Below are 21165 nucleotides of genomic sequence, written 5' to 3' on the forward strand. Positions count from 1 at the left end.
AACAACACCCTCGAACCAGCGCTGCCGCTTCCTCTCCCGACGGCAACCGCCAAGGACGCGCCCAATGGACAAACACCTGCTTGTGGCCGTCAGCGACGAATTCCACACCTCGCAGAGCCTGCGCTTCGTGCACAATTTCTTCACCAGCCGCGAAGAGCTCAAGCTGACGCTGTTTTACGTCGTCCCGCGCCGCCCCGACTGGCGGCTCGACCCCATCAACCTCGAGGCCAATCCCGAGGCCATCATCCATATCGAGGAAGACAAGCAGGTCCACGGCGTGCCGGCCATGGAAAACGCCAAGGAATGGCTCCACTCCATGGGGTTCTCCAAGGACCAGGTGTTCGTCAAGTTTTCCCACGGAAAACTCGGCACGGTCAAAGAGATCGTCAAGGAATCCGAGGAAGGGCTCTACGACGCGGCCGTGCTCGGCCGGCGAGGGCTGTCATGGTTCGAGGAAATGGTCAGCGACAGCGTGTCGCACCGCATCCTCTGGGAAGAACTCAGCTTCCCCATCTGGATCTGCCGCAATCCGCAAAAGGACCGCAAGAACGTGCTGGTGTGCGTGGACGGCTCCGAGGAATCCATGCGCGTGGCGGACCACGCCGGCTTCATGCTCAAAAACGAGCCCGCCCACGACATCACGCTGCTCCACGTTTGCTCCGACGACCGCTGCATCGACGCGGAGGAAATCTTCGGCCGGGCCCTGGCCGAAATCAAAGCCAACGATATCGGCGACGACCGGATCACCATCAAGGTCCTGACCTCGTCCAATCCGGCGCGCACCATCCTGCACGAAGCCGATTCCAATAAATTCGCCGCCGTGGCCATCGGCCGCACCAGCCATAAGCCCTCGACACTCAAACACATCTTCGCCACGACCAGCCTCAAGATCCTGCGCGGCATCGAAGGCGCGGCCTTGTGGTTGTGTAAGTAGGGAGCGGGGGGAGAGGAACCGGGGGAGGGGACCTTTTTTTGCAAAAAAAGGTCCCCTCCCCCGGACCCCCACCCTCCAAAAAAACTCTTAAAAGTTACGCCCCGCCACGTTGCCTTTCAATGCGGCGCTTCGCCGCCGGCGTGGTTGTCGCCGCAATCGTGTCCGGCGTCGAGGCGCGAAAGCGCCTCGTGTCGCCGGGCCGATTGCGGCGACAAATATTCGCATTCCCGCCACCCCGCAAAAATCCCACCCGGCAAAGCGTGAAGGGGGGTCCGGGGGGCCCGTGGCCCCTCGGCGGGTCCAGGGCAGCACCCTGGCAGGGTGCAGGGGCGGAGCCCCGCTTCCTCCTCCTCTGCCTCTGCCTTCCCAGCCCCCCCCTAAATCGGCCGGACCGCCACTTCGAGCCCGCCGGCGAAGCCTTCCAGGTCGGCGGGGATGACGATGAGGCCCTCGGCCAGGAGCAGGGTCCTGAGCAGTCCGGACTTGCCGAGCACGGGGTGGGCCAGGGGCAGTTCACCGGGGCGCTGTTCCAGGCGCACCCGGACGTGGTCTTCGCGGCCCTGTTTGGAGGCGACGTTGCGCGAGAGGATGGCCGGAAAGGTTTGGACCGGGCGGTCGAAGGCGGCGACGTCGCCGGCCAGGTGGGCCAGGAGCGGCGCGCCGAACACGGCCATGACGACCTGGGCCGAGGTGACCTGGCCGGGGAGTCCGATGACGGGGCGGCCGGCGAGGTTGGCCAGGATGGTCGGCTTGCCCGGGCTTATGGCCACGCCGTGGGCCAGGATGTCCGCGCCGAGGCCGCGCAGGGCGTCGAGGGTGAAGTCACGCGCGCCGACGGAGCTGCCGCCGGAGAGCAGGGTCAGGTCGTGGGCGGCCGCGGCGTCGGCCAGGGCGGCGGTGATGCCGGGCAGGTCGTCGGGCACCAGGGGATAGGCGTGGGGTTCGGCTCCGGCGGCCGCGACCATGGCCGAGAGGGTATGGGTATTGACGTCGCGGATCTGTCCCGGCCGGGGCGTGGCCGAGGCCGGCACCAGTTCGTCGCCGGTGGAGAGCACGGCCACGGAGGGACGCCGGCCCACGGCCACCATGGTCTGGCCCAAGGCGGCCAGCATGCCGATTTCCTGGGGCCGCAGCTTCGTTCCGGCGGCGAGGATGCACTGGCCCAGAGCCGCGTCCTCGCCGGCGAACAGCATGTTTTCGCCCGGGGCCACGGGCCGGCGGATTTCGATGGCTCCGGCCCCGAGATCCTCGGTGTATTCCACCATGACCACGGCGTCGGCTCCCTCGGGCAGGAAGGCCCCGGTGACGATGCGGGCGCAATGGCCGGGCGGCAGCGGCTGGTCGGGGATGACGCCGATGGGAATGTCCATGGCCAGGTCGAGGTAGGCGGGGCTGTTCTCCGTGGCCCCGAAGGCCTCGGCCGCTCGCACGGCGTAGCCGTCCATGGCGGCCCGGCCGGCGGGGGGCAGGTTCTCGCCGGCAACGACATCTCCGGCCAGAAACCGTCCCCGAACAGCGTCGAGCTCCACGGTTTCGGCGGGCAGGGGGGTGAAGGTCCGCAGCAGCTTTGTGAATTCGGCCGTGGATACGGCCCGGAAAAATCCCTCGCGCATGGAATTGCGATCCTTTTAGCCCGCTTGTGACAGCAGGCTTTTGCCCACGCTCGCCGCGCCGAAAAGGCCGGTGTTGGCGTTGCGCACCAGCCGTACCCCGATGGCGTGCAACAGGCCGCCGAAGGGAGGGGAGTCGTAGAACTCCCGGGCGAAGGCCGGATGGGTGACGAGCAGCGGATTTTTGGCGGCCACGCCGCCGGAAATGTAGAGCCCTCCGGCGGCCACCACCGTCAGGGCGTAATCGCGGACGGCCCGGCCGTAGAAGCGGGCGAAAAGCTCGGTGGTGCGGCTTTCCGGGGTCAGGCGCGCGCCCACCTCGGCCGGGGTCAGGCGCTCCCCGGTCAGGAACTCGTGCAGGGCGGACAGGCCCGAGCCGGACAGCACGGAGTCGCCGCGCACGTAGTTCTCCCCGGTCCGCCGGCACACAAAGGCGGCGAAGGCCTGTTCCGCATCGCCGAAAAAGGGCATCGAGGCGTGGCCGGCTTCCGAGGCCAGGGCCAGCCGGCTTCCGTCATGCATGGGGACGAGCGCGGCGTGGCCGAATCCCGTGCCGGCCCCGATCACGGCCTGCACCCGGGAAGCGTCCATCGCCCCGGGCAGCACCATCTCGGCCTCGTCGGCCAAAAGCGCGCAGCCGTGGGCCTGGGCCAGAAAATCGTTGATGCAGGTGGCGCGGCTGAGCCCGTAGGCGCGCTCCAGGCCGTCCAGGTCGAGGTCCCATTCGATGTTGGCGAAGCTGATGCGCCGCCCGACCACCGCTCCCGGCACGGCGAACACGGCCGCGTCGGCCGTCTGCGGCGCCAGGTCGAAGCCCGCCCCCGGCAGGCTTTCGAGCAGTTCGAGGAAGGAGTCCGCGGCATTGGTCGAGGCCCAGACCGACGCTCCGAGCGCGAGTTCGCCGGACGCCGACAGCGTGAAATGCCCAAACCGGCTGTGCGTGCCGCCGATGTCCGCGGCCAGGATGTGTTTGGGGAACTCCGCGCCCAGGGGCGTCATGACGTCCTCCTTGAAAAACGGGGGGGTTTCCGGCACGGTGCCATCGCGCCGTCGGCAGTGTGCCGGGGCGCGCCCGGAAACGCAAGCATGCCCCAGACTCAAGCTTCCATCGCCCTGGCCGCCGCCGCCCTGGGACTGTCGGCCGGGCTTTCGCCCGGACCGCTGCTGTCCCTGGTCCTGACCCAGACCCTGACCCACGGCCCGGCCGAAGGCGTCAAGGTGGGGCTGGCTCCGCTTCTAACCGACGCCCCCATCATCATCGGGGCCTGGCTGGCGGTTTCCGCCGCCCATGGCGCGCCCACGGTGCTTGGCCTGTTGTCTCTGGCCGGGGCCTGTCTGCTCGTGCGCTACGGCATCGAATGCCTGCAGGCACCGCCGCCGGACGCCGGCAAGCCGGACGCGGCCCCGAAGTCGCTGTGGCGCGGCGTGGCCACCAATTTCACCAATCCCCACCCCTATCTTTTCTGGACCACGGTGGGGGTGCCCATGCTCATCGAGGCCGCCCGCTCGGGCACGGCCGCCGTGGTCACGTTCCTGGGCGTTTTTTACGCGGCCATCGTCGGGGCCAAGATCATGGCCGCCGTGCTGGCCGGGCGGTTTCGCCGGTTCCTCGGCAGCCGCGCCTACCGGCTGCTCATGGCGGTCCTCGGCCTGTCGCTTTTCTACTTTGCCTTCACCTTTGCCCGCGACGGACTTTCCCTGCTGGGGAAGCCCTGATCCGCCATTGTCCTTTGCCGCGTTCCTCCGTATTGTGTTAAGCTGTCGCACAGACCGCAATCAAACCGCCTGGAAGGTGACGCCATGGCCGCCCCGTTTCGCTTAGGGCTCATCCAGATGGCCCCGGAAAAAACCGTGGCCGATTCCCTCGAAAAAGCCGCCGCCCTCGTGGCCGACGCAGGCAAGGCCGGAGCCAATGTGGTCTGCCTGCCGGAACTTTTCGCCACCCCCTATTTCTGCCGCAACCAGGACCACGCCGCCTTCGACCTGGCCGAACCCATTCCCGGCCCCACCACCTCGGCCATGGCCGCCGCCGCCAAGGCCGCCGGCGTGGTGGTCGTGGCGCCGCTTTTCGAGCGCCGGGGACCGGGCTGCTTCCAGAATTCCCTGGCCGTGCTCGGCCCGGACGGCGCACATCTCGGCGTCTATCGCAAGATGCACATCCCCCACGACCCGGGTTTCGAGGAGAAATTCTACTTCGCGCCCGGCGACCTGGGTTTCAAGGCCTTCGACACCCCGTTCGGCCGGGTGGGCACGCTCATCTGCTGGGACCAGTGGTTTCCCGAAGCGGCCCGGGCCACGGCGCTCAAGGGAGCGCTGGTCCTGTGCTACCCCACGGCCATCGGCTGGCATCCCTCGGAAAAAGCCGAATTCGGCGAACGGCAGCGCGACGCCTGGATCACCGTGCAGCGCGGCCACGCCATCGCCAACGGCATCTACGTCGCGGCCATAAACCGCGTCGGCATCGAGGGCGGCGGGGAAGGTTACGGCGAGACCCTGGAATTCTGGGGCTCGTCCTTCGTGGCCGACCCGTCAGGACAGATCGTGGCCCAGGCGAGCGTGGCCAAGGAAGAAATCATCACCGCCGTCATCGACCCCCGGATCGTCGAAACCCAGCGCCGCCACTGGCCCTTCTTGCGCGACCGCCGCATCGACGCCTACGGCGATTTGTGCCGGCTTTACGGGGAGTGAGCGGAGGAGAAGGAGCATCTCATGAAACGGAACATCTACCTGCGCACCATTCCCATCCCGGAGGCGCTGTCACGCGTCAAGGCCGTCCTTGACCGCAAGAAGCTGGTCGGCATCGAGCGCATCGGCTCCGACCGGGCGGCCGGACGCATCACGGCCGAGCCGGTCATTGCCCGCTATTCCTCGCCCACCTTCCACAGCGCCGCCATGGACGGCATTGCCGTGCGCGCCGCCGACACCTTCATGGCCCGGGAAGGTTCGCCCGTACGCCTTACTCCGGAAAAGGATTTCGTTTTCGTCAATACCGGCCATCCGCTGCCGAGCGCCTTCGACGCCGTGGTCATGATCGAAAACGTGGTCATGGACGGCGAGGCCGCCACCATCGAGGCCCCGGTTTCGCCCTTCACCCATGTCCGGCGCATCGGCGAGGACATCGTGGCCACGGAAATGGTGCTGCCCCGGCATCGGCGCATCTCGCCCTATGACATCGGCGCGCTGCTGTCCTGCGGAGCCTTCGAGATTCCGGTCTACGAGCGGATACGCATGCGCGTGATTCCCACCGGCGACGAGGTCATGGATTTTTCCGCCCGGCCCGTGCCCGGCCCGGGGCAGGTGGTCGAGAGCAACTCCATGCTGCTCGCCGCCCTGGCCGACGAGTGGGACATGACCTGCCTGCGCGTGCCCCCGGTGCCCGACGATCCCCAGGCCTTGGCCGACGCCCTCGAGGAAGGGCTCGATTCCGACGCCCACATCGTGGTCATGGTGGCCGGCTCCTCGGCCGGCAGCAAGGATTTCACCAAGGCCACCATCGCCAAATTCGGCGAGGTGCTGGTCCACGGCGTGGCCGCCATGCCGGGCAAACCGTCGCTTCTGGGCGTGGCCCGGGGCAAGCTCGTCGTCGGCGCGCCGGGCTATCCGGTCAGCTCCGTGGTCTGCTTCGAGCGCCTGCTCTATCCCCTGGCCTGCTGGCTGACCCGGTCCGAGCCCAAGAGCCGGCAGACCATTGCCGCGACGCTGGCCCGCAGCGTGCCGTCGCGCATCGGCATGACCGATTTCCTGCGCCTGTCCGTCGGGCAGGTGGGGGCGAGCTACGTGGCCCTGCCCCTTTCGCGCGGCGCGGGCAGCATTTCCTCCATGACCAAGGCCCAGGCCGTGACCCAGCTGCCGCCCGAGGCCGAGGGGCTGGAATCCGGGGCCGTGGTCACGGCCGAGCTGCTGGTGGACGCCGGCGACCTGGCCCGCACCCTGGTCTGCGTGGGCAGCCACGACAACACCCTCGACATCCTGGCCGACATGCTCATGCGCCGCGATCCGGCCATGCGGCTGGCCTCCAGCCACGTGGGCAGCATGGGCGGGCTGATCGCGCTCAAAAACGGCTCGGCCATGATGGCCGGCTCCCACCTGTTCGACCCGGACACCCGGGATTTCAACTTTCCGTTTCTGGCCAAATACCTGCCCGGCCTGGACGTGCTCGTGGTCAACCTGGCCATCCGGGAGCAGGGGCTCATCGTCGCCCCGGGCAACCCCAAGGGCATCACCGGCGTGGCCGATCTGGCCCGCGACGGCGTGCGCTACATCAACCGCCAGCGCGGGGCCGGCACGCGTATTCTCTTCGACCACCACCTGGCGGAAGCCGGCCTGACCCCGGACCACATTTCCGGCTACGAGCGCGAGGAACACACCCACATGGCCGTGGCCGTCAACGTGAAGACCGGCTCGGCCGACTGCGGCCTGGGCGTGTATGCGGCGGCCCGGGCGCTCGGGCTCGATTTCGTGCCCCTGGCCCGGGAACGCTACGATCTGGTCATCCCCGAGGCCCTGCGCGACGATCCCAAGATCGAAGCCGTCATCGACGTGATCGCCGGCGAGTCCTTCAAGGAACAGGTGCAGGCGCTCGGCGGCTACGGCACGGCCTGGTCCGGCCGGGTCATGCGCCCGGGCATGGGCCTGCCCGAGGAGTGATAGAGAGGGAAAAACCGGGGGAGGGAACCCCTTTTTGAAAAAAGGGGTTCCCTCCCCCGGACCCCCACCCTCCCGAAAAACTTTCAAGGGTAACATCGCAATACAACAGTGAATAGTGAATGACGAGGGATGGATGGACTGGAAACTGCTTTTCACGACCTTTGCCACCATTTTCGTGGCCGAACTCGGGGACAAGACGCAGCTCGCCTGCGTGCTGACCGCGGCCGATTCCCGCAAGCCCTGGATCGTTTTCGCCGGCTCGTCCCTGGCCCTGATCTCCACGAGCCTGCTTGGCGTCATCTTCGCGGAATTCATCTGCAACTTCGTCTCGCCGGAGATCATCAAGAAGGTCGCGGCAGTGGCCTTCGTGATCATGGGCGGGCTGATCTATTTCGACAAATTGTAGGGGACAATCGCATGGGACAGGAAACGGTCGTCTGCGACCTGCGCGAGCAGTGCTGAGGGCTGGGACTGGAGATAGGTTGGTATCTCCGCCTCTCCCGGGCCGACGTGCTGGAATTTCTGGTCGCCCCAAACGCCCGCCCCGTTCTCGAGGACCAGCTGGCCACCGTGTCCGGCTGGCGTCTCGACGTTAGGCAGGCCGACGGATTTTTGCGCGCGGTCTATACGCGCCATCCCCCCCGGGTCGCGGCCGGATAAGCCCAGGGGCCGCCCGGCACCTGGACATTTCCCTTGAAATAAGCTGTAGAAATGGGATGGGAAAAGTCCGGCACGATCCGTGGCAATGGTTTTTAAGCCGCTCCATCACCACCATCCTGACCGGCATTGTGCTGCTGGCCGCGCTGCCGGCCACGGGCTTCATCGTGGTGGCGAGCCTCGAAGCGCGCCATCAAGCCGAGCATAGGGCCTGGGACGACATCCGCAACCTGACCCGCAGTCTGGCCGCCCTCCAGCGGGGCGTGCTGCGCCAGGCCCGGGGCGTGCTCGTGGCCCTCGACCATACCGAAGAGGTTTGCGACCACCGCCCCCCCGCCTGTAACCGACTTTTTACCGACCTGCTGCGCGACCACCCCGAACTCTCCAACATCTTTCTCACCGACGCATCCGGCACGGTCGTCGCCTCAGGCCTGCCCGCCTTTCTCGGTGTCAATCTCGCCGACCGGAAGTACTTCCAGGAAGCGATGGGCACCCGCAGGCTGGGCGTCAGCAAGTTCATCCACGGCCGGGCCACGAAAAAGCCGATCCTGGCCTTCGCCCTGCCGCGCATGGACACCGACGGGCGGCTTCTGGGCGTCATCGGCCTGTCCTACTATCTCGAAGGCTACGACAAGTTCTTAAAGCGTATCGAGCTGCCGCAAAACACCCGGATCACGTTCCTCGACCCGGACGGGCTGCGCATGGTGGCTTACCCGCCGACGGAGTGGTTCCCCCTGGGCAGGCAGATCGTTCCCCGGCTCTGGGCGCGCCTCGCCAAGGACAGCGCCGACGAGGGGACCTTCATCTCGCCGCGCTATACCGGCGGAGACGGCCTGTTCAGCTTCTCCCGGCTGCGGCTTGCGCCAGGCGATCCGCCGTACATGACCATCCTCGTTTCCGCAGCCTGCAACGACGTGTTCGCCGACGCCGACAAGCAGTTGTGGCACGGCCTGCTCTCGGCCCTTGCCGCCACCGTATTCGCCCTGGTCATCGCCCAGGTGGCCGGGCGGGCGGCCCTTGGCCGGGGCATTGTCAGCCTGGTCGACGCGGCCGAACGGCTGGCCGGCGGGGACCTTTCCGCCCGGGACACGGCGGCGGCAGCCGGCAGCCTCGAGGTCCGCCGCCTCGGCGCAAGCTTCAACGCCATGGCGGACACCATCGAAGGCCGCGAGCGCGAACTGATCGAGACGGCGGCGGCCCTCGGACATATGCGCTCCATGCTTTCCAACATACTCGAATCCATGCCCTCGCCCATCATCGGCATCGATCCCGCCGGCCGCGTCACCCACATCAACGGCAGCGCCCAGGCGCTGTTCGGCCTGGACGCCGAGGCCGCCCTGGGCCGTGAGGTGGGCGCATCCCTGCCGCAACTCTCCGGCTACATGCCCACTATGGAAACGGCCCTGCGCGAACGCCGCGCCCAGATCGTGGAAAAGCAGCCCCTGCCGCAAAACGGCAACACCCACCTCATGAACATGCTCTTTTACCCCCTCGTGGCCAACGGCACCGAGGGCGTGGTCATCCGCCTCGACGACGTCACCGAGAGCGAGCGCATCCGCGAAGCCGTGGAAAAGGCCCTTAAGGACAAGAACATCCTGCTCAAGGAAGTCCACCACCGGGTCAAAAACAACCTGCAGATCATCCTCAGCTTCATCAGCCTGCAGGCCGACGAGGCGACCGACCCGGCCGAGCGGGAGCGTCTGCGCCTTTTAAGCACGCGCATCCGGTCCATGGCCCTGGTCCACCAGCAACTCTACAATCGCGAGGACGCCGCCACCATCGACATGGCCGAGTACGTCCGGAGCCTGGCCCAGGGAGTGCTGTCCGTGTTCAGGGAGCAGACGACCGGGGTGCGCCTTTCCTACGACACGCGGCCTTTCCCCTTGTCCCTCAACGCCGCCGTGCCCTGCGGGCTGCTCTTGAGCGAGCTTTTGACCAATGCCTGCAAGCACGCCTTTTCTCCCGGGCAAATAGGCGAGATCCGCGTGGGCTGCCGGCGGGAGGAGGGCATGGCCCGCTTCTGGGTGGAGGATACGGGGCCGGGGGTGCCGGCGGGATTCGATCCCGAGGCGGCGACGACCATGGGCATGACCCTGGTCAAGGAACTGGCCCGCCAACTGGAAGGGGAAGTAAGCATCAGCCGGAGCCGCGAAGGCGGGGCACGCTTAGGGATCGTGTTTCCGGCCTGAAGCCGACGCTCCCCATCACCTCGGGTCTCGCCCGAAATCCCTTTGAAAGTTTTTGCAGGGGGTCCGGGGGAAACTTTTTTCAAAAAGTTTCCCCCGGCCGCCGGCGGCGTCTTTCGCCCCGTCCCTTCCGTCCCTTAGCGCGTGCGGGCCTGGTAGCGGTTGATGTGCCGTTCCAGCCAGCGCGACAATTCCGTCAGGCAAAAGCAGATCACGAAGTAGAGCAGGGCGATGGTGATGAAAATCTCCGTCGGGGCGGTCAGCGTGCGGTTGTTGATCTGGGTGGCCGCCTTGGTGAGTTCGTTGACGCCGATGATAAAGGCCAGGGACGTATCCTTGGTCAGCGACACGAACTGGTTAACGAACGACGGGATCATATTGAACAGCGCCTGGGGCAGGATGACGTGGGTCATGGCCTGGAAATGGGACAGCCCCGTGCCGCGAGCCGCCTCCATCTGGCCCTTGGGCAACGCCTCCACCCCGGCCCGCACGATCTCCGCGATATAGGCGCTGGTGAAAACGATCAGCGCGATAAGCGCGCTCTGGGACTCGGGCAGGGTGTGGCCGAAAAGCACCGGGGCCAGGAAATAAAACCAGAAGACGACCATCAAAAGCGGAATGCCCCGGATGATCTCGATATAGATGAGAGCCGCCCAGCGCAGCAGGGGCTTTCTGGAAATGCGCATGAGCCCGCAGCCAAGCCCCAGCCAGAAGGCGCCGAAAATGCCGCCCAGGGCCAGAAGCACGGTCATGGCCAGACCGCCGAGCGGCCCCTTGGGGTAGGCGCCGATCAGCAGGTAATCGAAATTATTGTAGATGACGTTCCAATGCATGACCCTGCCCCCCTAGTGCGAACGCACGCGTAACACGCGTCGGCTGTAGAGGGTGACGCCCGCCGAGACGACGAGCGAAATGCACAGGTACATGCAGGTGGACACGGTGAAGGCCTCGAACCCGTGGAAGGTGTGGGCCTCGATCTGCCGGGCCATGTAGGTCAGGTCCATGACGCCGATGGTCATGACCAGCGACGAATTCTTGATGAGGTTTAAAAACTGGGAAATCAGCGGCGGAATGATGACCCGGAAGGCCTGGGGCAAAATGATGTAGACCATGGCCTGGGTAAACGACAGGCCGCAGGCCCGGGACGCCTCGAGCTGGTTTTTAGGGATGGAAAAGATGCCGGAGCGGATCTCCTCGGCAATGAAGGCGCTGGTGTAGACGGTCAGGGCGATGACGCCGCAGGCGAATTCGAAGTCCTGCCTGTAGAGCCACTCGTTCACGAACTGCGGCAGTACGCTGTAGGAGCCGAAATACCAAAAGAAAATCTGTACCAGAAGCGGCGTGTTGCGGAAAAATTCGGTGTAGGTGGCGCTGGCCCAGACCAGCGGGCGCACCTTGGACAGGCGCATGACGGCGATAAGCGTCCCCAGGATCAGGGACAACACGATGGAAACGCCGGAAATCTTGAGCGTGGTGACAAGGCCCGAAACCAGCCACTGTCCGTATTCGCCGGTAACGACCTGGGTGAAATCGAAATGATACGCCAACGTCCTCTCCAAACCGACGTCCGCTGACGCCGTTGTCGACCGGACCCGGCCGCCGGGGGGATGCGTCCCAGGCAACCGGGTCCTGACAAGCTGTTATCCGTTCGCCGTAACGCCTACGGCCACAGCTCCATTTTCCAGGTCAGGGGCAGATAGTCTTTTTTGCCCTTGCCGAACCACTTGTCGTAGATCTTCTGGTATTCGCCGGTCTCCCACATGTTCATGAGCGCCAGGTTGACGTAGTCGCGGAAGTCGGAATCGTTTTCCGGCAGCCCGAAGCCGTAGGGCTCGGGAGAGATGTAGTCGCCCACGATCGCCCAGTTGTCGGGATGGTCGTCGCTGTTCTTGATGCCGACCAGGATGGATTCGTCCGTGGTCATGGCCTGGACCTTGCCCTGCTTGAGGGCCAGGAAGGCCTCGGGGTAGGTTTCGAAGGAAATGACGGTGCAGCCGGGCTGGGCCTTTTTCACGTTCTGCTCGGACGTGGAGCCCTTGACCGAGGCCACCTTTTTGCCGTTCAGGTCGGCCACGGACTTGATGCCGCCGTCCTTTTTGACCAGCAGCTTCTGGCCGGTCATGAAATAGGTGATGGAGAAGTCGATCTGGTCCTCACGTTCTTTCTTGTGGGTCATGGTGGCGGCCACGATGTCCACGGCGCCCTGGCCGAGCATGGGGATGCGGGTGGAGGAGGTCACGGGCTTGAGTTCCAGCTTGACGCCCAGGCGCTTGGCCAGGGCCTGCATGAGGTCGATTTCGAAGCCCACGATCTGGTTGGTCTTCTCGTCGACGTAGCCGAAGGGGGGCTGGGAATCCTTGACGCCGGCGACGAGCGCGCCCCGGGCTTTGATGTCGTCGAGCTTGCCGGCTGTGGCCGCCGCGGCCGCGAGCAGGGTCAGCAGGCAGGCCAGGGCCGAAATCCAGGCGATCTTGCGCATGAAAGCCTCCTTGTGAGGGTTTTTGAGGTTGCGTGCCGTTTGTCCGCGCGGTCGCGCTACAAAATCTCTTTGAGGAAAAGCTGGGTGCGCTCGTGCCGGGGATTGGAAAAGAATTCCCCGGGAGGCGCGCCCTCGATGATTTCGCCATGGTCCATGAACACCACCCGGTCGGCCACTTCGCGGGCAAAGCCCATCTCGTGGGTGACGCACAGCATGGTCATGCCGTCGCGGGCCAGATCCTTCATGACGTTAAGGACTTCGTTGATCATCTCCGGGTCCAGGGCCGAGGTGGGCTCGTCGAAGAGCATGGCCTTGGGCTTCATGGCCAGGGCCCGGGCGATGGCCACGCGCTGCTGCTGGCCGCCGGAGAGTTCGGCCGGATACTTTTTGGCCTGGGCGTGGATGCCCACCCGTTCGAGCAGGGCCAGGGCCAGTTCCTCGGCCTCCTTGCGCGGCATGCTTTTGACCTTGATCGGGGCCAGGGTGATGTTTTTGAGAACGGACAGGTGCGGATAGAGATTGAACTGCTGAAAGACGATGCCGATGTCGCAACGCAGCCGGTTGACGTCGATGTCGTCGCCGTGGATGTCGTGGCCCTCGAAGAGGATATGGCCCTTCTGGTATTCCTCCAGCCGGTTGACGCAACGGATCAGCGTGGATTTGCCCGATCCGGAGGGGCCGCAGATGACCAGCACCTCGCCGGCCTCGACGCTGTCCGTGATGCCCTTGAGCACATGGAAGTCGCCATACCATTTGTTGACGTTATGGAATTCGATCATGGGCATGGCGCTAAGACTCCTCCTCGGGCGCAAAAGAAACACCGGCCGTCTCACGGCAGCCGAAAACCCCGGACATCACGGCAATCCCTAATGCCCCAGAGTGCTTGAGACTACCCATTTTGTCAATTGCGCACAGTCGGGAAAGCGGGATCCCGCCAGGACGGGGGCGGACTTGCGCCGGCCGCGACAGTCCCGTAGGGTTCCAGTCGGAGAAACCCATGCGGCTTCGTTGGAAATTTTTCCTCATCCTGCTGGCCTTCAGCCTCGTTCCCCTGGTGGTGGTCACGGGGATCACCCGGAGCTATGTCGCGGAGCTCGGCCGGGCCATCGCCGGAGAGGGGCGCGCACTCATCTCCGCCATCGTCAAAAACGAGCTGCGCCAGACGGCCGAGGACTACGCCCTGGTGCTGCGGCGTTCCAAAAGCGCCATGGATTTCAGCCTGACGGTGCTGGTGACCGAGGCCGAGCGGGCACTGGCCGGGCCGCCCGGGAAATCCGGGGCCGCCGCCGAGGTCTACCGGGCCCATGACGTGGCCTCGGACAAAAACGCGCCCCCGGACCTGGGGCAGGGCGAAAACTACGCCAAACGGCTGGCCGACGGCGGCCAGGAACGCCTGGCCATCAGCAACGAAAGCCCGGTCGTCTACCGCCCGCCCGGGGCCAGGGGAAAACACGGCGAGGACGCGCGGCTGGCCGAGCTTGGCCCCACCTTCGCCCTGCTGCGCTCCGAACTCGGCGACCTGCTCCTTTTCGCCTCGGTCACCCTGGCCGACGGCAGCCACGTGTCCTTTCCCGGCCATGCCGGCTATCCGGCCGACTACGACCCGCGCGAGCGCCCCTGGTACAAGGCGGCCAAGGCGGCCTTCACGCCCCATGCCCCGACGGGTGGGGCCGTGATCTGGAACGATCCGGCCGTGGACGCCGCCACCGGCCAGGTGACGCTGACCCTTTCCAAGGCCATGGCCGGCCCGGACGGGAGCTTCATCGGGGTGGCCAGCCTGGACGTGCCGCTCGCCCGGGTGCTCCAGGAACAGGAAATCGCCTCCCAGTGGTCCGAGGCCATGCGCACCTTCGTGGTGGCTCCGGCCACGGACCCGCGCACCGGGGCCTCGGCGCTCTACGTCTGGGCTCAGCGCTCCTACGAGCAGCATGCCCCGGACTGGAAGAGCGTGATCAATTTCGATCGGCTGACCTCCGACGACGCGGCCGGATTCGAGGCGTTCCTGGCCACCATGGAACGGACGAAATCCGGCACGGCCGATCTGCCCTACAAGGGCGAGGACGCCTTCTGGGCTTTCGCCCGGCTGACCAACGGGTCCTATTTCCTGTGCATCGTGCCCAAGTCCATGCTGTCCAGCCTGGCCCAGCGGGCCGGGCAGGACATCCTCGACGCCACGGCCGCCATCGTGCGCCTGTCCGGCGCGACCATGGTCGTCCTGCTGGCGGCCATTACCCTGGCCGCCATCGCCATGACCCGGGTCTTTCTGCGGCCCTTGCTCGCCATGCTCGGCGGTTGGAAACGGCTGGCGGCCGGCGATTTCTCGGCCCGCCTCGACCTGCGGGTCGGCGACGAGCGCCAGGAGCTCATCGACGCCTTCAACGAAGCCGGGCCGATGATGGCCGACCACCTGCGGCTGCAACGCTCCCTGGAACTGGCCCAGGAGGTGCAGCAAAACCTGCTGCCGGCCGCGCCGCCGGCGGTGCCGGGCCTGGACATCGCCGGCACGGCCATCGCCTGCGACGAGACCGGGGGCGATTATTTCGATTATCGGGCCGTGACCCGGGGCCAGGAGATCTGCCTGGACACGGCCGTCGGCGACGTGACCGGGCATGGCGTGCCTTCGGCGCTGCTCATGGCCACGGCCCGGGCCCTGCTCCTGGCCACCGAGGACAGCGAGACCCCGGCCGAACGCGTGCGCCGTGCCAACCGGCTGCTGTGCCGCGACGTGGGCGATTCGGGACGTTTCATGACGCTCGTCGCCATGGAAATCCGCCCCGAGGTCGGCGAAGCCCGCTATGTGCGCGCCGGCCACGATCCGGCCGTGCTCTACGACCCGGAAACGGACGCTTTCGAGGAATGGCCGGGCAAGGGCGTGCCCATCGGCATCGATCCGGCCTACCCCTATGCGGAAAACGTGCGGCCCTTTGCCTGCCCGGGACTCGTGCTGACCATCGGCACGGACGGCATATGGGAATCGCGCGGCCCGTCCGGGGAAATGTACGGCAAGGAACGCTTCCACAACTCGATCCGGCGCGCCGCCGCGGGCTGCGCCGCCGACATCCTGGCCGCCGTGCTCGCCGACCTGGCCGCCTTCCGGGGCGACTGCCGCCAGGAAGACGACGTGACCCTGGTCGTGGTGAAGAAGATTTAGGAGAGGAGATGATGCGAGAGGGGGACCCTTTTTAAAAAAAGGGTCCCCCTCTCGCGCTCTCCCCTCCCAAAAACTTTTAACGATTACAGGCAGTCTAAGGATACCAGACAGTAACCGTGAAAGTTTTTTGAAGGGGGGGCCGGGGGGAAACTTTTTTTCAAAAAAGTTTCCCCCCGGTTCTTTATTCTTCCCTTAACTATCCGCGTCGCGTGCCTCGCTTTCCAGCAGCGTCACTTCGATATTCCGGAGTTTCCCTATTTTTTGGGCCGCGGCCAGATTGGGTACGGCCACGTCGATGGTGCGCCGGTAGCGCTGGTGCATGGTGTCCTCGATGGTGAAGATGCCAAGTCCCTTGATGCGCACCTTGTCCCCATAGTCCCAGCCCGCGCGCAACAGGTCGCGGGAGACGGCCACGATGCCCGGCCGGATGCGGGTGCCGATGGCCGTGCCGGATTTGGTGCCGGGGCCGTTATTTTCCCGGGGGGAGGGCGTGTAGACGGTGATGGTGGCCCGGATTTTTTTCCCGGGGACATGGCTTTTGGGGGACATATTTTTATGCGGGGCGGCATGGGCTGCTACAGCGATAAACAACGTAATAGCAACAATAGAAACGACTCTCATATTGCACGTACCTCCATGCAGTACTCAAGCAATGACACATAGCAATAATAGGCAGGGTCAAAGCTGTTGGCGGGTTGATCCCTGGCGCGGCGACCATGAATCGAAGGGGTTTAGACGATGCGAGCAATACTCTCGGAGATGAAGCGAGCCGCGAGGGTGATACGGAGTGATTCTCGGTCCGTTATGAAGCGTCGCTACCTAGTGGAGCAGCTAGCGCTTGTCAAGCCGAAGCAGGCCGGTTGCGGCGGTGGGCATTATTTTTTTATTTTTATATTTCAGCTGACTACGAAAACCATACAAAAAAAGTTCTTTCGCGCGGCCGTGCGGCGCGGCCGTGGCCGCACTCCGTATTCCCCTGAATTGCAAACTGAAAGTCCGTCTGACCGGACAGGCTTGCGCCTGGCGTCCCGCGCGGCTACCATGCGCCGTGACCCGGCTGCGCCAACGGCAAGCGGCGGGTCAAGGAGTGCACCAATGCCTGTCACCCGCGCCGCGCCGAAGCTTATGGTCGAGGATGTCGCCCGCTCCGTGGCCTTTTACCGGGAGGTCCTGGGCTTCGACTTCGTCTGCGGCGTCACCGAGGACACCCGGCAGGTCGTCGACCAGTGGCCCGCGCCCGGCCGACTCGCCCTGGCCGAGGTCCGTTGCGGCCAGGCCCGCCTGATCTTCCAGTCCCGGGCCTCCCTGACCGCCGAGCTGCCCCGGCTGGGCGAGGCCAAAATCGGGGGGTCGGTGGTGATCGTGCTCACCTGCGACGACCTCGATGCCCTTTACGAGCGGGTCAGCGAACGAACCCCATTTATAAAGGCCCCCCACGTCACCTTTTACGGCGCGCGCGAGTGCAGCCTCCAAGACGTCAACGGCTACGTCCTCACCTTTTCCGACGACGCCGAGCAAGACCACTAAACCATCTGGAGCCCATGGCATGACCGATTCCGCTACCCTGTTCGAAAAAGCCCGGAAACTCATTCCCGGCGGCGTCAACAGCCCCGTTCGGGCCTGCCGCAGCGTCGGCTGCGATCCGCTCTTCATCGCCTCGGCCGCGGGGTCGAAAGTGACCACCGTCGAAGGCCGGGAAATGATCGACTACGTCATGTCCTGGGGCCCCATGCTCCTTGGCCACTGCCATCCCGACGTGACCGCCGCCATCCACGCCGCCGCCGACAAGGGGGCCAGCTACGGCGCTCCCTGCCCGGACGAGGTCGGGCTGGCCCAGGCCGTGGTCGAGGCCGTGCCCGGCATCGAAATGGTGCGCATGGTCAACTCCGGCACCGAAGCCACCATGAGCGCCGTGCGCCTCGCCCGGGGCGTTACCGGCCGGTCCAAGATCGTGAAGTTCGAGGGCTGCTACCACGGCCACTCCGACGCCTTCCTGGCCGCCGCCGGCTCGGGGCTGGCCACCTTCTGCATCCCCGGCACCCCCGGCGTTCCGGCCGACACCGTGCGCCATACCCTGCTTGCGCCCTACAACGACCTGGACGCCGTCAAGGCCCTTTTCAAGACCAATAACGACATCGCCTGCGTCATCGTCGAGCCCGTGGCCGGCAACATGGGCCTCGTGCCCCCGGCCCCCGGCTTCCTGGAAGGACTGCGCGAGGTGACCGCCCAAAACGGCGCGTTGCTTATTTTCGACGAGGTCATAAGCGGCTTCCGCATGGCCTACGGCGGCGCGCAAAGCGTCTTCGACATCGACCCGGACCTCACCTGCCTGGGCAAGATCATCGGCGGCGGCCTGCCCGTGGGAGCCTACGGCGGCAAGCGCCACATCATGGAGCGCATCGCGCCCTGCGGCGAGGTCTATCAGGCCGGCACGCTGTCCGGAAATCCGCTGGCCATGGCCGCCGGCCTGGCCACCCTCAAAACGCTCAAAAACGCCGACTACGCCGGCCTTGCCGGGCGCACCAAGGCCTTTGCCGAAGAGCTGGCCGCAATCCTGCGGGACAAGGGCGCGCCGGTGTGGCTCAACCAGGCGGGATCGCTTTTCACGCTCTTTTTCTGCGAAGGCCCGGTCACCAACTTCGAAGACGCCAAAAAAAGCGACACCGCACGCTTCGCCGCCTACTACCAGCAGATGCGTGCGGCCGGGGTATTTCTCGCCCCCTCGGCCTTCGAATGCGTCTTCACCTCGTTTTCCCATACCGAAGACGACTTCGCCCGCACCCTCGATGCTGCCCGTAGCGTGAAGTTTTAGCAGGGGATATGCCTCCGGCGGCCAGGGGGAAACTTTTTGCAAAAAGTTTCCCCCTGGACCCCTTTCAAAAACTCTTAAAGGGGATGGCCTTCCTCTTCGCCACACAGTCGAAGGGGGAAAACCGCAGAGCCTACGATCCGCCACATATGGGGCGTGTGGGCTGGTCCGGGGGAAGGGGGAGCGGATGCGAAGGCGTATTCTTCAAATATACGCCACCCGCGTCCGCTCCTTCTTCCACCGGACATCAACGGAAGGCTCCCCCCTGCAGAAGCGGCAACCGCAATGAAAAGGGACACCATGTGATCCTGCCGTGGAAGCGTAAACAGGCCGCTCCGCCGGCCATTCCCGGCGCCCCCATGCCGCCGGCCGCCCGTTTCGCCGCCTTTCAGCCCGACGCCCTGGAAATCATGGCCGCGCCCACTCCGGCGCGCTACCGCCTGACCCTCTATCTGCTGCTCGCCTTCGTCCTTTGCGCCTTGCTGTTCGCCTGCCTGGCCAAGGTGGACCGCATCGTGGCCGCGCCGGGAAAACTCGTTTCCTCCAGGCGCAACGTCACCGTGGCCGCCCTGGAAAGCGCCGTCATCCGCCAGATCTACGTCTCGGCCGGACAGTCCGTGGCCAAGGGCGACCCGCTGGTGGCCCTGGACCCCACGCTGGCCCAGGCCGGACTGGTGGAGCGCGAAAAGGACTGGCAAAGCCTGGCCGCCAAGGTCTGGCGACTGACCTGCGAGACCGGCGGCAGCTGCAAGCCGCCGGCCGGCCTGACCGAAGCCGAGCTGGCCCTGGAACGCGGCCTGCTGTTGGCCCGCCGCCAGGAACACGCCGCCAAGGCCGAAGCCCTGCTCCGGCAGGTCCGGGAACTTGCGGCCAAGCTGGCCACCAACGCCGCCGAGTCCGCCAAGAACAGGAAACAGATCGCCCTGGCCCGCGACCTGGAGAAGATGTACGGCGACATCTACAAGCAGGGCGCAAGTTCCAAGGTCGAATACATGAAGGCCCAAAGCAGCCGTATCGACGCCGAGGGCCAGTTGACCAAACTGACCAGCGAAGCCGCCGAGCTGCGCGAATCCCTGGCCCGGGCCCAGGCCCAGGCGCGCGATTTCGAAAGCAACTGGCAGGCCGAGGCAGCCAAGGATCTGGCCGAAGCCAGCCGCTCCCTGGCCTCTGCCGGGCAGGAAAAGCGCAAGGCCGAACACCTGCGCGAACAGGTCATCCTGCGCGCCCCCGAAGACGGTCTCGTCCTGGACGTCGCCGCCAAGGCCGCCGGGGCCGTGGCCGGGCAGGGCGAAACGCTCCTCACCATCGTCCCGCGCGGCGACGACCTCGTGGCCGAGGCCGAAGTGGCCGCCCAGGATATCGGCCGCGTGCGCATCGGCGACCAGGTGCGGCTCAAATTCGAGGCCTTCCCCTTCCAGCGCCACGGCACGGCCACGGGCGTGGTGCGCACCATCAGCCCCGACGCCTTCGAAAAGCAGACCCAGGAAGGCCAACGCCTCGTCTACCGCGTGCGCGCCGCCATCACCCAGGCCGCGCTCAGCAACGTGCCCCCGGATTTCCACCTCTTCCCCGGCATGACCGTCACCGCCGAGATCAAGGTCGGCCGACGCCGCGTCATCACCTACCTGCTCTATCCGCTGATCCGCTCGTTCGACGAGAGCCTGCGCGAACCCTAACCCCACGGAGCGAATACAAAATGAGCGACGAACTGTTCGTGGACGGTATTTCCGGCGTCGGTTTCGGCAAGGGCGCCGTGCGTATCGACTTCTTCGCCTTCTCCGCCGAAAACCCGGACGGAAAGGGAAAACCCGCCAAGGAAAACAAACAACGCCTGGTCATGACCACCGAAGGCTTTGTCGAATCCTTTGCCCTGCTCGCCGGCGTGATGGAAAAGCTCAAGGCCGCCGGACTGGTCACGAAGCGCCCGGCTGCCGTCGGGGAAAAGTCCCAAACTCCGGCCACGGGAAACGACCCCGAAAGCCCCAGCCCGAATTTTTGACAATCCGCCCCGGACCGCCTACCACCGCCTCCCCCCAACCGCACGAGGAGGTGCACCCATGTCCGCGACAATGGATGTTTTGGAACGCAGCCGCGCCAGGCGCGCCCGTGCCCTGGAAATCGTCGACGCGCTCGGCCTCATGGGCTCCTGGAGCCGCTTCGGCCGGCCCGTCCTGGTCGGCGCGGTGGCCCACGACCTGGCCCTCGACCCGGACATCGACCTCGAGGTCTATTGCGAGACCCTGCGCCCGGAAGACGGCTTCGCCGTCCTGGCCCCGGCCGCCAGGCACCCGGGCGTGCGCGAAACACTGTTCCAAAACCACATGCACGGCCCGGACAAGGCCCTCTATTGGCAGATCCGCTTCCAGGACGCCGACGACACCACCTGGAAAATCGACATGTGGAGCGCCCCCGAAGACTACCCCCTGCCGCGCGGCGAACACCTCGTCGGCCCGCTGCGCCAGGCCATGACCCCGCAACTGCGCCGGATCATCCTCGAACTCAAAGCCTGGCGCGCCGCGACCCCGGACGTCGACTTCCTCTCCATCGACCTCTACCGGGCCGTCGTCACGGACGGCGTCCGCGACCCCGAAAGCATGCGCGACTGGCTTGCCCGCAACGAAACCGGCGTGCTGTCCGACTGGCGGCCGTAAGCCGGCAAGGGCTCCGCCCCTGCACCCCGCCAGGGCGCTGC

20 protein-coding genes are annotated in these 21165 nt (G+C 65.8%); 13 read left to right on the forward strand and 7 right to left on the reverse strand.

What is annotated here, in order from left to right; all coding sequences use genetic code 11:
- Positions 1-64: 64 nt before the first annotated feature.
- Entirely contained in the window at positions 65-934 is an 870-nt protein-coding gene (locus K9F62_06120) for a universal stress protein (protein UJX42253.1), read from the forward strand.
- Between the two features lie 377 nt (positions 935-1311).
- Here the strand turns inward: K9F62_06120 and K9F62_06125 are convergent, their stop codons facing one another.
- Entirely contained in the window at positions 1312-2547 is a 1236-nt protein-coding gene (locus K9F62_06125) for a molybdopterin molybdotransferase MoeA (GenBank protein ID UJX42254.1), read from the reverse strand.
- Between the two features lie 15 nt (positions 2548-2562).
- A complete protein-coding gene (locus tag K9F62_06130; protein ID UJX42255.1) occupies positions 2563-3543 on the reverse strand; it encodes a glucokinase in 981 nt (326 codons plus the stop codon).
- An 87-nt stretch (positions 3544-3630) separates the two neighbouring features.
- Between K9F62_06130 and K9F62_06135 the strand changes: the two genes are divergently transcribed.
- The 6 genes from K9F62_06135 (at position 3631) to K9F62_06160 (ending at position 10037) form a co-directional block, all read left to right on the forward strand.
- Positions 3631-4260 (forward strand): LysE family translocator, encoded by a 630-nt coding sequence (locus K9F62_06135; GenBank protein ID UJX42256.1) that lies wholly within the window; start codon positions 3631-3633, stop codon positions 4258-4260.
- 84 nt (positions 4261-4344) lie between these two features.
- On the forward strand, positions 4345-5232 hold the full coding sequence (locus K9F62_06140) for a carbon-nitrogen hydrolase (protein ID UJX42257.1): 888 nt from the start codon (positions 4345-4347) through the stop codon (positions 5230-5232).
- A gap of 21 nt (positions 5233-5253) precedes the next feature.
- The gene (locus K9F62_06145; protein UJX42258.1) at positions 5254-7191 is read left to right on the forward strand and encodes a molybdopterin biosynthesis protein; all 1938 of its coding nucleotides are present in this window, start codon (positions 5254-5256) and stop codon (positions 7189-7191) included.
- A gap of 133 nt (positions 7192-7324) precedes the next feature.
- Positions 7325-7597, forward strand: coding sequence for a TMEM165/GDT1 family protein (locus tag K9F62_06150; protein UJX42259.1), 273 nt, complete (start codon positions 7325-7327; stop codon positions 7595-7597).
- A 59-nt stretch (positions 7598-7656) separates the two neighbouring features.
- Positions 7657-7851 (forward strand): hypothetical protein, encoded by a 195-nt coding sequence (locus K9F62_06155; GenBank protein UJX43144.1) that lies wholly within the window; start codon positions 7657-7659, stop codon positions 7849-7851.
- A gap of 56 nt (positions 7852-7907) precedes the next feature.
- Entirely contained in the window at positions 7908-10037 is a 2130-nt protein-coding gene (locus K9F62_06160) for a PAS domain-containing protein (GenBank protein ID UJX42260.1), read from the forward strand.
- Positions 10038-10171: 134 nt separating this feature from the next.
- On the opposite strand, the gene K9F62_06165 is transcribed toward K9F62_06160, so the two are convergent.
- From K9F62_06165 to K9F62_06180, 4 genes are all read right to left on the reverse strand, one after another.
- Positions 10172-10867 (reverse strand): amino acid ABC transporter permease, encoded by a 696-nt coding sequence (locus tag K9F62_06165; GenBank protein UJX42261.1) that lies wholly within the window; start codon positions 10865-10867, stop codon positions 10172-10174.
- A 12-nt stretch (positions 10868-10879) separates the two neighbouring features.
- Positions 10880-11581 (reverse strand): amino acid ABC transporter permease, encoded by a 702-nt coding sequence (locus K9F62_06170; GenBank protein UJX42262.1) that lies wholly within the window; start codon positions 11579-11581, stop codon positions 10880-10882.
- Positions 11582-11694: 113 nt separating this feature from the next.
- The gene (locus tag K9F62_06175; protein UJX42263.1) at positions 11695-12513 is read right to left on the reverse strand and encodes an ABC transporter substrate-binding protein; all 819 of its coding nucleotides are present in this window, start codon (positions 12511-12513) and stop codon (positions 11695-11697) included.
- 56 nt (positions 12514-12569) lie between these two features.
- Entirely contained in the window at positions 12570-13292 is a 723-nt protein-coding gene (locus K9F62_06180; protein UJX43145.1) for an amino acid ABC transporter ATP-binding protein, read from the reverse strand.
- Positions 13293-13510: 218 nt separating this feature from the next.
- Here K9F62_06180 and K9F62_06185 point away from each other — a divergent pair, with 218 nt between their 5' ends.
- A complete protein-coding gene (locus tag K9F62_06185; protein ID UJX42264.1) occupies positions 13511-15664 on the forward strand; it encodes a SpoIIE family protein phosphatase in 2154 nt (717 codons plus the stop codon).
- A gap of 192 nt (positions 15665-15856) precedes the next feature.
- Here the strand turns inward: K9F62_06185 and K9F62_06190 are convergent, their stop codons facing one another.
- Positions 15857-16285, reverse strand: a complete 429-nt coding sequence (locus tag K9F62_06190) for a 3D domain-containing protein (GenBank protein UJX42265.1) — start codon at positions 16283-16285, stop codon at positions 15857-15859.
- 474 nt (positions 16286-16759) lie between these two features.
- Here K9F62_06190 and K9F62_06195 point away from each other — a divergent pair, with 474 nt between their 5' ends.
- The 5 genes from K9F62_06195 (at position 16760) to K9F62_06215 (ending at position 21124) form a co-directional block, all read left to right on the forward strand.
- Complete coding sequence (locus K9F62_06195; protein ID UJX42266.1) at positions 16760-17191, forward strand: VOC family protein; 432 nt, start codon at positions 16760-16762, stop codon at positions 17189-17191.
- 19 nt (positions 17192-17210) lie between these two features.
- Positions 17211-18476 (forward strand): glutamate-1-semialdehyde 2,1-aminomutase, encoded by a 1266-nt coding sequence (gene hemL / locus K9F62_06200; protein ID UJX42267.1) that lies wholly within the window; start codon positions 17211-17213, stop codon positions 18474-18476.
- A 299-nt stretch (positions 18477-18775) separates the two neighbouring features.
- Positions 18776-20149 carry an HlyD family type I secretion periplasmic adaptor subunit gene (locus tag K9F62_06205; GenBank protein ID UJX42268.1) on the forward strand — a complete coding sequence of 458 codons (1374 nt, stop codon included), beginning with the start codon at positions 18776-18778 and terminating at the stop codon, positions 20147-20149.
- Between the two features lie 20 nt (positions 20150-20169).
- Complete coding sequence (locus tag K9F62_06210; protein ID UJX42269.1) at positions 20170-20472, forward strand: hypothetical protein; 303 nt, start codon at positions 20170-20172, stop codon at positions 20470-20472.
- Between the two features lie 58 nt (positions 20473-20530).
- Positions 20531-21124 carry a hypothetical protein gene (locus K9F62_06215; GenBank protein ID UJX42270.1) on the forward strand — a complete coding sequence of 198 codons (594 nt, stop codon included), beginning with the start codon at positions 20531-20533 and terminating at the stop codon, positions 21122-21124.
- The last annotated feature ends 41 nt before the right edge of the window (positions 21125-21165 follow it).

Origin of the sequence: Desulfovibrio sp. JY, assembly GCA_021730285.1 — a bacterium.
Classification (GTDB): Bacteria; Desulfobacterota; Desulfovibrionia; order Desulfovibrionales; family Desulfovibrionaceae; genus Solidesulfovibrio.

Bases quoted from the DNA above. Each gene is read 5' to 3' on its own strand.
- K9F62_06215 (UJX42270.1), top strand. From the start codon at position 20,531: ATGTCCGCGACAATGGATGTTTTGGAACGCAGCCGCGCCAGGCGCGCC.
- K9F62_06185 (UJX42264.1), top strand. From the start codon at position 13,511: ATGCGGCTTCGTTGGAAATTTTTCCTCATCCTGCTGGCCTTCAGCCTC.
- hemL (UJX42267.1), top strand. From the start codon at position 17,211: ATGACCGATTCCGCTACCCTGTTCGAAAAAGCCCGGAAACTCATTCCC.
- K9F62_06180 (UJX43145.1), bottom strand. From the start codon at position 13,292: ATGATCGAATTCCATAACGTCAACAAATGGTATGGCGACTTCCATGTG.
- K9F62_06195 (UJX42266.1), top strand. From the start codon at position 16,760: ATGCCTGTCACCCGCGCCGCGCCGAAGCTTATGGTCGAGGATGTCGCC.
- K9F62_06150 (UJX42259.1), top strand. From the start codon at position 7,325: ATGGACTGGAAACTGCTTTTCACGACCTTTGCCACCATTTTCGTGGCC.
- K9F62_06135 (UJX42256.1), top strand. From the start codon at position 3,631: ATGCCCCAGACTCAAGCTTCCATCGCCCTGGCCGCCGCCGCCCTGGGA.
- K9F62_06145 (UJX42258.1), top strand. From the start codon at position 5,254: ATGAAACGGAACATCTACCTGCGCACCATTCCCATCCCGGAGGCGCTG.
- K9F62_06190 (UJX42265.1), bottom strand. From the start codon at position 16,285: ATGAGAGTCGTTTCTATTGTTGCTATTACGTTGTTTATCGCTGTAGCA.
- K9F62_06130 (UJX42255.1), bottom strand. From the start codon at position 3,543: ATGACGCCCCTGGGCGCGGAGTTCCCCAAACACATCCTGGCCGCGGAC.
- K9F62_06175 (UJX42263.1), bottom strand. From the start codon at position 12,513: ATGCGCAAGATCGCCTGGATTTCGGCCCTGGCCTGCCTGCTGACCCTG.
- K9F62_06160 (UJX42260.1), top strand. From the start codon at position 7,908: ATGGGAAAAGTCCGGCACGATCCGTGGCAATGGTTTTTAAGCCGCTCC.
- K9F62_06210 (UJX42269.1), top strand. From the start codon at position 20,170: ATGAGCGACGAACTGTTCGTGGACGGTATTTCCGGCGTCGGTTTCGGC.
- K9F62_06140 (UJX42257.1), top strand. From the start codon at position 4,345: ATGGCCGCCCCGTTTCGCTTAGGGCTCATCCAGATGGCCCCGGAAAAA.
- K9F62_06125 (UJX42254.1), bottom strand. From the start codon at position 2,547: ATGCGCGAGGGATTTTTCCGGGCCGTATCCACGGCCGAATTCACAAAG.
- K9F62_06120 (UJX42253.1), top strand. From the start codon at position 65: ATGGACAAACACCTGCTTGTGGCCGTCAGCGACGAATTCCACACCTCG.
- K9F62_06165 (UJX42261.1), bottom strand. From the start codon at position 10,867: ATGCATTGGAACGTCATCTACAATAATTTCGATTACCTGCTGATCGGC.